Consider the following 8369-nt stretch of genomic DNA (forward strand, 5'->3'; position numbering starts at 1 on the left):
TCATTGGATTTCTCACCGGATGGTCCTGGATTTTACAGGCTTTATCTCTATCACATCTTTAAAAAAATGGTATAACGCAGATGAGTGGACGATGCTACCGGATTTGATATAACTTTTCTAAAGTGTTAGCAGCAGTTTCGCAAGGTAGAAATATGATGCAAATTGAACCGACAAATATGACTTTCCCTCTCTGGGGTTTAACTATTTTCATCCTGTGGACGATCGCAGTTGTTATCCTGTTACTAACCGTCAGGATTCGGCATCTATCTGCGGGCGGATCTGTAAAAGATTTCGGCACACAAAACGACGACAGCTTGCTTTGGCGACTCTTTCGAGTACAATCCAACTTGATAGAAAACCTGCCTTTGTATTTGGGAGTTGTTTTTCTTCTAACAGTTAGGGGTGTTTCAGGAACAGCAGTAGATTTGCTGATTGTTGTGTACATTCTATTTCGGCTTGTACATTCAGTGATTCACATCGCTGGTCTCGATCCAAAGTTTCGGTTACTCAGCTTAGTAATTCAGTTAAGCTGTTTGGTAGCCTTAACTATTATGGCAGTTTTATAGTTGATAAATTACGCGGCACATATATAGTAGGATGCGTGAGCGGCAAACCTTAATTGTTTATTACACAGCGTAAGTCAGGTGCACCTTACAAGTCGATCGCGCCTGTGACATTACTGCCTAGGATTTGGGTAATTTATCGAAGTTTATGAACCGAATATCTCGCGAGATAGCTGTTATTTTAATTGTATTAGGCTGCATTATTTCTGTTTTAGTTCAGACACCGCAATCAGCCTTAACCGTGCCACCTCCTGTGCAAGAATCTCCGCCTCGCGGAGGAGATGTTGCTGAGACAATGAATTTTGGACGGCACTTTCAAGAACTAGGAGTTGAAGGCTCGATCGCCATTTACGACTTGAATAGCGATCGGCTTTATCAACACAACCCGCAGCGTAACACCACAGCTTTTTTACCTGCATCTACATTTAAGATTCTCAACTCTCTGATTTCCTTAGAAACAGGAGTGATTTCCGATGAGATTGCCGTGCTAACTTGGGATGGAATTCAAAGGCAAATTCCCGCATGGAATCGAGACTTGAATATGAGACAAGCCATGAAACTTTCCGCCGTTTGGTTTTACCAAGTTCTCGCCCGCCGAGTCGGACACGAGCAAATGCAAAAATGGGTAGCTAAAGTCGGTTATGGCAACCAAAAAATCGGTAACAAAGAGGATATTGACAAATTCTGGTTAGAGGGAGAACTGCGAATCACACCCAACGAGCAAATTCAATTTCTCCGCCGTCTCTACAAAAATGACTTACCCTTCTCCGAGCGATCGCTGTCTCTGGTTAAAGACATCATAATTGTTGAACAAACTCCCGATTACACAATTAGAGCCAAAACAGGATGGGCAAATTTTGGAGAACAAACAAAGCCTCAAATTGGCTGGTATGTAGGTTATTTAGAAAAGGATAAAAATGTTTACTTTTTTGCTACAAACATTGACATCCGCAACAACAATGACGGAGCGGCAAGAATAGAGTTAACGCGGCGTTGCTTCAAGGATATTGCGCTGCTGTAAGTGCGTTATTTGTTCTCTTATATTGGCAAAAACGCCAGCGGATCGGCTAACGGTGACAGCCAAAACACCCATTTATTCGATGCCTGAGTTCGATCGTAGGAAGCCGAGTCTTTTAAATCTTTTAGGACTTACGCCATTGGCCCATATATATAGTTGCTATAGTGCTATATGTCATTTCTCGCAGCAAGGCGACAATCATCTAAGATAGCATTAAGTTCTTCAACGACTAGCCAGGGGTTTCGACCTTTCAAACAAGCTGCGATTGCTGCTTCATAGGGATTTCTGCCAGTTTTTTTTACTGCTGCGATCGCCTGTTTGTTAGACAATCCCCGCCCGCTGACCAACCAAGCAGCCAAAACCTGTCCTGTACGTCCGATCCCCCCAGAACAGTGAACTACCACCCGTTCGCCTTTGCTATCTGCCGATTCCAAGAAGGGCAATATGCGATCGATTAAAATATCGCGATCGACCAATTCAAAGTCTGCGATCGGTGCCCAGCAAACTCGATCGCACCCAAATATTTTCCTATATGTTCCCAGTAAGTCACTGTAGCGGATGAGTTGCGTCTGATCGAGCAAGCAGCAAACTTGCTTAATATTATGCCCCTGCATAAATTCAATCCACCGAGCAAGTTCTGCATCGCGGTATCCTGGTCTGGCTGCACCAAACACAATTAATTCATTCTCTGAAGCCGCAGCGAATTTGTCCATACTGTTTTCAATATTTTTACCTATAATTAAGAAAGACGCACAAATCCTGAATCTACAGTGAAAAACAACAGCTCGATCGGTTTAATGAACTGGCTGCAACCCAAACCAGAAACCGTTTTGTTATGCGACTCAAGTGCAGCAGCTTCTGAGATGGCATTCATGCTCAACGGTGAGTGGGATGGGTGCAATAGTTTGGTGCTCTCTAAATGCGACAAGGTAGCAATTCAAGCAGCCGCCGGTTTGCTGGAGACATCGTGGTGCTACGAAAATACTTGCGAACCGGTTTTAATTCGGCTGGAAGTTGACGAATTTCTGCGCCGTTATGGGATTGGAGACAGGTTTTTTATTAATGCTAACTTGCGATGCGCGCACTTGAGCGAACTTTGCTTGGAAAACATTGATTTGAGTTATGCTAAATTAAATTTGGCTAACCTCAGCGACACTAACTTAAGCAAAGCCAACTTAATGGCAGCACAAATGCAATCGGCAAATTTGAGTGGCAGCAATTTGAGTGGATCGCAACTTGTGAGGGCGAATTTATCAGGAGCCAATTTATCTGATGCTAATCTCAGAGGTGCCGATCTGAGTTATGCAGATTTAAGCAATACTTGTTTAACAGGTACTGATTTAAGAGGTGTAAATTTAGCTAGAGTAGACTTAAGAAAAACTTCGTTAAATGGGGCGATTTTTGAGTAATACCAAATCCCGCTTAAATACTCTCTCTCACACCCCGTCGGTAAATCCTGTAAACATTTATCTGCGTTAATCCGCGTACATCCGCCACCATCTGCGGTTAAAGTTCCAAAGTAATTAACTGAGCAATTTCTTCAGTCTGAAAACCTACAGCCATAGGCTTTTGGACTGTCGGAATCACCTGCACATCATAGAGTTCCGTGACAATTCCTTCAAAGCGCAACCAGTGAACGATCGCCCCAGTAGTCAAATCGATCGCCATCATACCACAGCGAGGCTCCGCATCCTTGGCTGCTAACAACTCATCCAATTCTAAACCGCTAAAAGTGTTGTCACCACCCCTCGGTTTCGAGAGTCCAACAATTGCCCAATTTTGCCAAAATGCCAGTCCTCGGACATAGCCCGGACAAAACGTAATTGCCTCAAATTTCCCTGTTTCTAAATCCACATAACCAAATTCTCCTCTCCCCGAATTCAGCAGCCACAATTTGTCTCGATACCAGCGCGGTGAGTGCGGCATTGACAATCCTGTGACGATGATATCATTAGATTGAATATCAATAACTATACCGCCGTTTTTTCTGCGATCGCGCCAGCCATCCACCACATCCGACTGACTCGATGCTGTGACATATTTCGCCTCCCCAGCCACCATCGCCAAACCGTTGAGGTGACAGCGGTCTTCGTTGATGTATTGTGAGATAAATGGGGGTTTCCAGAGAGGTTTGCAACTGTGGCGATCGCTCAAAGTAGCGATACAATTAAACAAAGTGCTAATAAAAATGATTTGATTATTTTTATCGACAGCGATATCGTGAATGTCGATATCTCCTGTAGTATAGCCGATTCTTGGTATATATAATTTATCGTATCCTTGGTATAATTTCCCGGATTCTAAGACATTATCTAATTGCCAAAGTTGATATTTTGAACTTAAATACAGGCGTTCCGACGTGCAGTAAAGCCCCATTGCGCGATCGAATATTCGCCAAAAAGCCGAGATTCGGTTGGTTTCTGGCACAGCACCGATTAACATTAACCTGCTGGTTTGATAGGTAGTGCAAGCGAGGCTGATTTGTTGTTGAGTTAACCAAGATGGCAAATCGCGATCGCCAAAAATCTCGTGTTCGTGGACTGTATTGAAATTTGTTTCGTTATTCATAAAACATGTAAAATATTAATTTCCGTAGGGGCGGGTTTTACAGACAATAACTGCCTAAAACCCACAATTTCCTAAACCCGCCCCCACCCCACTATAAATCAAAATGTACCTCTTGAATGTAGAGGTTTCCTTCACCAACAATAATTGCCTCAAATTCACAATATCATAAATCCGCCCCCACATCGACCTGAGATAATTCCTGTAAAATACCCCAGAAGAGGTATAAATATTTACACATAATCGATATAATTTATTGTGGGTGTAAAATATTGGCATTTGATAATGGTCTGGGATTTAAATATTGAAATCAACGATCCAGAGATATATATTAAGCAAGTATCGGGTATTACTAAACATACTTTCTCTTCCAAAGATTACAAAATTCAATTGCGGCTTGCTAAGTTAAAAAACTTCGAGTTCGTGAGTGTTGTTTGGGAAGCTGGGAGTACATATACCGCAGGATATACTTTTGTTGGAAAAATAGGTTTCACATTTTTTGACAGCGATCATTTATTGAAAGTTGGGTCTAACGAATTCCTCGTGAACGATCGACATTTGGTGATAAGTCAGTCGGGAGGCGAACTAATCCATCTTCAGCACTCAGCCAAATACAGCGCAATATCAATTTATATAGATGAAGCTCGATTTTCAACTGAACTGAGCAAGTATCTTGACAAATCCATTGAACGTCCTAACCTGGTACAAGTTATCGATCGCACTACTCTTTACGGTCGATCGCTATATCAACTGGTCATAACGCTGTTGAATTTGATTGACACTAACGGACATCCACTGGTAATTGAAAATTTAGAAATCGCTATTTTTTCTACCTTAGTCCAAGGTTCATCTTACAACACTTTAGAACCATCGATTATTAAAGTATCCGAAATTTCGATCGCCCGCGTGCGAGAGGCGGCCGAATACATCCGAGCAAATATGAAAGAAGAGCTGACAATTGCACAAATTGCTTCCGCCATGAACTGTAGCAGTCGTTCTTTGCAAACAGCATTCGCTCGTTATTACGGTGTCTCTCCCAGTCAATTTTTGCGAACTGCTCGACTTGAAGCCACTCGTATGGAGTTAATGGAGAGCAACAAAACGATTACGGAAATTGCGTTTGAATATGGCTTTTACAATCCTAGTCGCTTTACAAAATATTTCCAGCAGCATTTTGGGAAAAAGCCTTCGGACATTTTGCGAAACTAATCTTTCGCAATTTGGCTAGCGCAACTAGGAAGCAGCAAGATATAAATCTTGTTAGGGAATAAATTGATATACAGATTAACGGGATTCAGACTAATTTTTTATGAGGCTGCATAGAATCTGATCCCCCCTAGCCAAGATGGCTGGCACTCTTGGCACCGCCGCTACTAAGGGGGGGACAGGATTCCGATCAAAGTCCCCCTTCCTTCTTGGGGGGCTAGGGGGGGGTGGGGATTTAGGGGGATCAAGATATGTGCAACGACCCATTAAATTGGTATCAGACAAAATATTAATTTGTAAGCCCTACCAAACAAAGGTTTCTAGCCTTTGTCCCGGTTAGAAGTGTTCTTCTTACCCTTTCGATATTACTCATCACGATCGGCGAGTGTCATCCACCACCAGGTAGAAACATCACAAACCAGAATCAAATCGGGCTCATTTCCCGATTGACTCAAAAACCACGAACTACATTAAAAGCAAAAAACTGTGAAAACTCTACCTCAAATTAACCGTTTTATCAATAAAAATATCGGAAGTTTGGTTGGTTGCACCAGCAACAAGCCCACAGAAATAGTCATCCTTGACCCCACAATACCAGACAGCCAGCACCTAATCTCCGGCATCCAACCCGACACCGCCACCTACATCCTCCAAAGCCAGCCCGATGCCGTAGAGCAAATCGCCACAATCCTAGCTCAGCATAGAGGCATCGAAACTCTCCACATCATCACCCACGGAGATTCTGGCAATCTTTACCTAGGCACAACAGAACTCAACAGCAGCAACATCCACAACTACAGCCACCAATTGCAACAGTGGCGAAACAGCCTCACTGACAACGCCAACATCATCTTATATGGATGCAGCGTAGCAGCCGGAGACAGAGGACACCAATTCCTGACTCAACTGCACCAACTCACAGGGGCAAACATCAGCGCCAACTCCCAACCTACAGGTAACTGCAAACTCGGTGGCACCTGGGACATCCTCCAACTCATCCCCCCATCTTCTGAAGCGCCCCAACTAGCCCTCACCGAAACCACCCTCAAAACTTACAGTGGCGTACTAGGCTTGTCCCCCCAAGTCACCTTCACAACTGGCACTAGCCCCTTCTCCGTCAGCATCGGCGACTTCAACTTGGACGGGAAACCTGACTTAGCTGTGCCGAACTTCAGCAACGACACCGCCTCCATCTTCCTCAACACCACCGCCCCCAACGCCACCACCCCCACTTTCGCCACCAAAGTAGACTTCACAACTGGCACTCAGCCCGTATCAGTCAGCATCGGCGACTTCAACTTGGACGGGAAACCAGACTTAGCTTTGGGGAACTTCCTCAGCAACAGTGCCTCCATCCTGCTCAACACCACCGCCACCAACGCCACCACCCCCACCTTTGCCCCCCAAGTTGAATTCCCTAGTGGCTTTCGCCCCTTCTCCGTCAGCATCGGCGACTTCAACGGCGACGGCAAACCTGACTTAGCTGTGCCGAACACCTACCCCAACAACAACGCTGCCTCCATCCTGCTCAACACCACCCCCACCGGAGCCACTACCCCCACCTTTGCCAACGCAGTACAGTTCTCTACTGGCAATCGCCCCTACTCCATCAGCATCGGCGACATCAACGGCGACGGCAAACTTGACTTAGCTATAGCGAACTACAACGGCAACAACGCCTCCATCCTGCTCAACACCACCGCCACAGGAGCCGCCACCCCCACCTTCGCCCCCCAAGTTGAATTCCCTACTGGCTTTCGCCCCTTCTCCGTCAGCATCGGCGACATCAACTTGGACGGGAAACCAGACTTAGCTGTGGCGAACGTCAACAGCAACAGCGCCTCCATCCTGCTCAACACCACCGCCACAGGAGCCGCCACCCCCACCTTCGCCCCCCAAGTTGAATTCCCTACTGGCTTTCGCCCCTTCTCCGTCAGCATCGGCGACATCAACTTGGACGGGAAACCAGACTTAGCTGTGGCGAACGTCAACAGCAACAGCGCCTCCATCCTGCTCAACACCACCGCCACAGGAGCCGCCACCCCCACCTTCGCCACCAAAGTTGACTTCCCTACTGGCACTAGCCCCCGCTCCCTCAGCATCGGCGACATCAACGGCGACGGCAAACCTGACTTAGCTGTGGCGAACACCGGCAGCAACACCGCCTCCATCCTGCTCAACTACACCCCTACAGTCAGCATCGCCGCAGGCACTACTCCCACCGAAACCGGCCCCACCACTGGCACATTTAATATCACCCTCGATACTCCCGCCCCCGCAGGCGGCATAGTCGTCAACTTCAACACCACCGGCAGTACCGCTGCTACTCCTGGTCACTACTCCTTAACTGCGGGTACGAATATCACGGCAGTTACTGCTAATACTTTCACCATTGCCGCTGGTGCAACTACCGCTGTCCTCAATGCTGTCCCCATAGATGATGCTATTGTCAACCCAGGGGAAACAGTCCAAGTTAACGTCACTGCCGATCCCAACAATTTTAACTACTTTCTCGATCCAGTTGCCGCCAATACGACGGGGACACTAACAATTACCGACAACGACTTCCCCACAGTCAACCTCTCAGTTTCCCCAGTCACAAGTACAGAAACCGGAACTCCAGTTATCACCGTCACCGGCACAGCATCAAGTGCAGTTGTTGGAGATCAAACTGTAAATGTGGCTTTGTCTGGAACGGCCACTGCTGCTGATTTTACGACAATTCCGAATATCATTACCATTCCCGACGGTCAAACCACAGGTTCCTTTACCGTCAATGTTATTGATGATCCACTTGTAGAAGGAAGTGAAACAGGTACTTTCACAATCTCGACTCCTTCTAGCGGTGTTACACTCGGAACTACAACAACAGGTAACGTTGCAATTACCGACAACGACTTCCCTAACGTCAACCTCTCTGTCAGCAGTAACACTGGCACTGAAGCAGGAACAACCGCCATCACCGTCACCGCCACCGCCGAAACTGCCGTGGAGGGCCCTCAAACCGTTAACTTAGG

7 protein-coding genes are annotated in these 8369 nt (G+C 46.2%); 5 read left to right on the forward strand and 2 right to left on the reverse strand.

The window, feature by feature from the left end:
- Positions 1–152 precede the first annotated feature (152 nt).
- Positions 153–566 carry an MAPEG family protein gene (locus QUB06_RS33150; protein ID WP_333438909.1) on the forward strand — a complete coding sequence of 138 codons (414 nt, stop codon included), beginning with the start codon at positions 153–155 and terminating at the stop codon, positions 564–566.
- Between the two features lie 145 nt (positions 567–711).
- Positions 712–1584, forward strand: coding sequence for a class D beta-lactamase (gene blaOXA / locus QUB06_RS33155; protein ID WP_333438911.1), 873 nt, complete (start codon positions 712–714; stop codon positions 1582–1584).
- A gap of 164 nt (positions 1585–1748) precedes the next feature.
- On the opposite strand, the gene QUB06_RS33160 is transcribed toward blaOXA, so the two are convergent.
- Positions 1749–2294, reverse strand: coding sequence for a dual specificity protein phosphatase family protein (locus tag QUB06_RS33160; protein WP_333438913.1), 546 nt, complete (start codon positions 2292–2294; stop codon positions 1749–1751).
- 57 nt (positions 2295–2351) lie between these two features.
- Between QUB06_RS33160 and QUB06_RS33165 the strand changes: the two genes are divergently transcribed.
- Positions 2352–2990 (forward strand): pentapeptide repeat-containing protein, encoded by a 639-nt coding sequence (locus QUB06_RS33165; RefSeq protein ID WP_333438915.1) that lies wholly within the window; start codon positions 2352–2354, stop codon positions 2988–2990.
- 97 nt (positions 2991–3087) lie between these two features.
- Here QUB06_RS33165 and QUB06_RS33170 read toward each other — a convergent pair whose 3' ends face one another.
- The gene (locus QUB06_RS33170; protein WP_333438917.1) at positions 3088–4149 is read right to left on the reverse strand and encodes a TIGR03032 family protein; all 1062 of its coding nucleotides are present in this window, start codon (positions 4147–4149) and stop codon (positions 3088–3090) included.
- 282 nt (positions 4150–4431) lie between these two features.
- Here QUB06_RS33170 and QUB06_RS33175 point away from each other — a divergent pair, with 282 nt between their 5' ends.
- On the forward strand, positions 4432–5355 hold the full coding sequence (locus tag QUB06_RS33175; RefSeq protein ID WP_333438919.1) for an AraC family transcriptional regulator: 924 nt from the start codon (positions 4432–4434) through the stop codon (positions 5353–5355).
- Between the two features lie 483 nt (positions 5356–5838).
- On the forward strand, positions 5839–8369 hold a 2531-nt coding region (locus QUB06_RS33180), incomplete at its 3' end, for a DUF4347 domain-containing protein (RefSeq protein WP_333438921.1).

Origin of the sequence: Microcoleus sp. D2_18a_D3, from assembly GCF_036702455.1 — a bacterium.
GTDB lineage: Bacteria > Cyanobacteriota > Cyanobacteriia > Cyanobacteriales > Microcoleaceae > Microcoleus.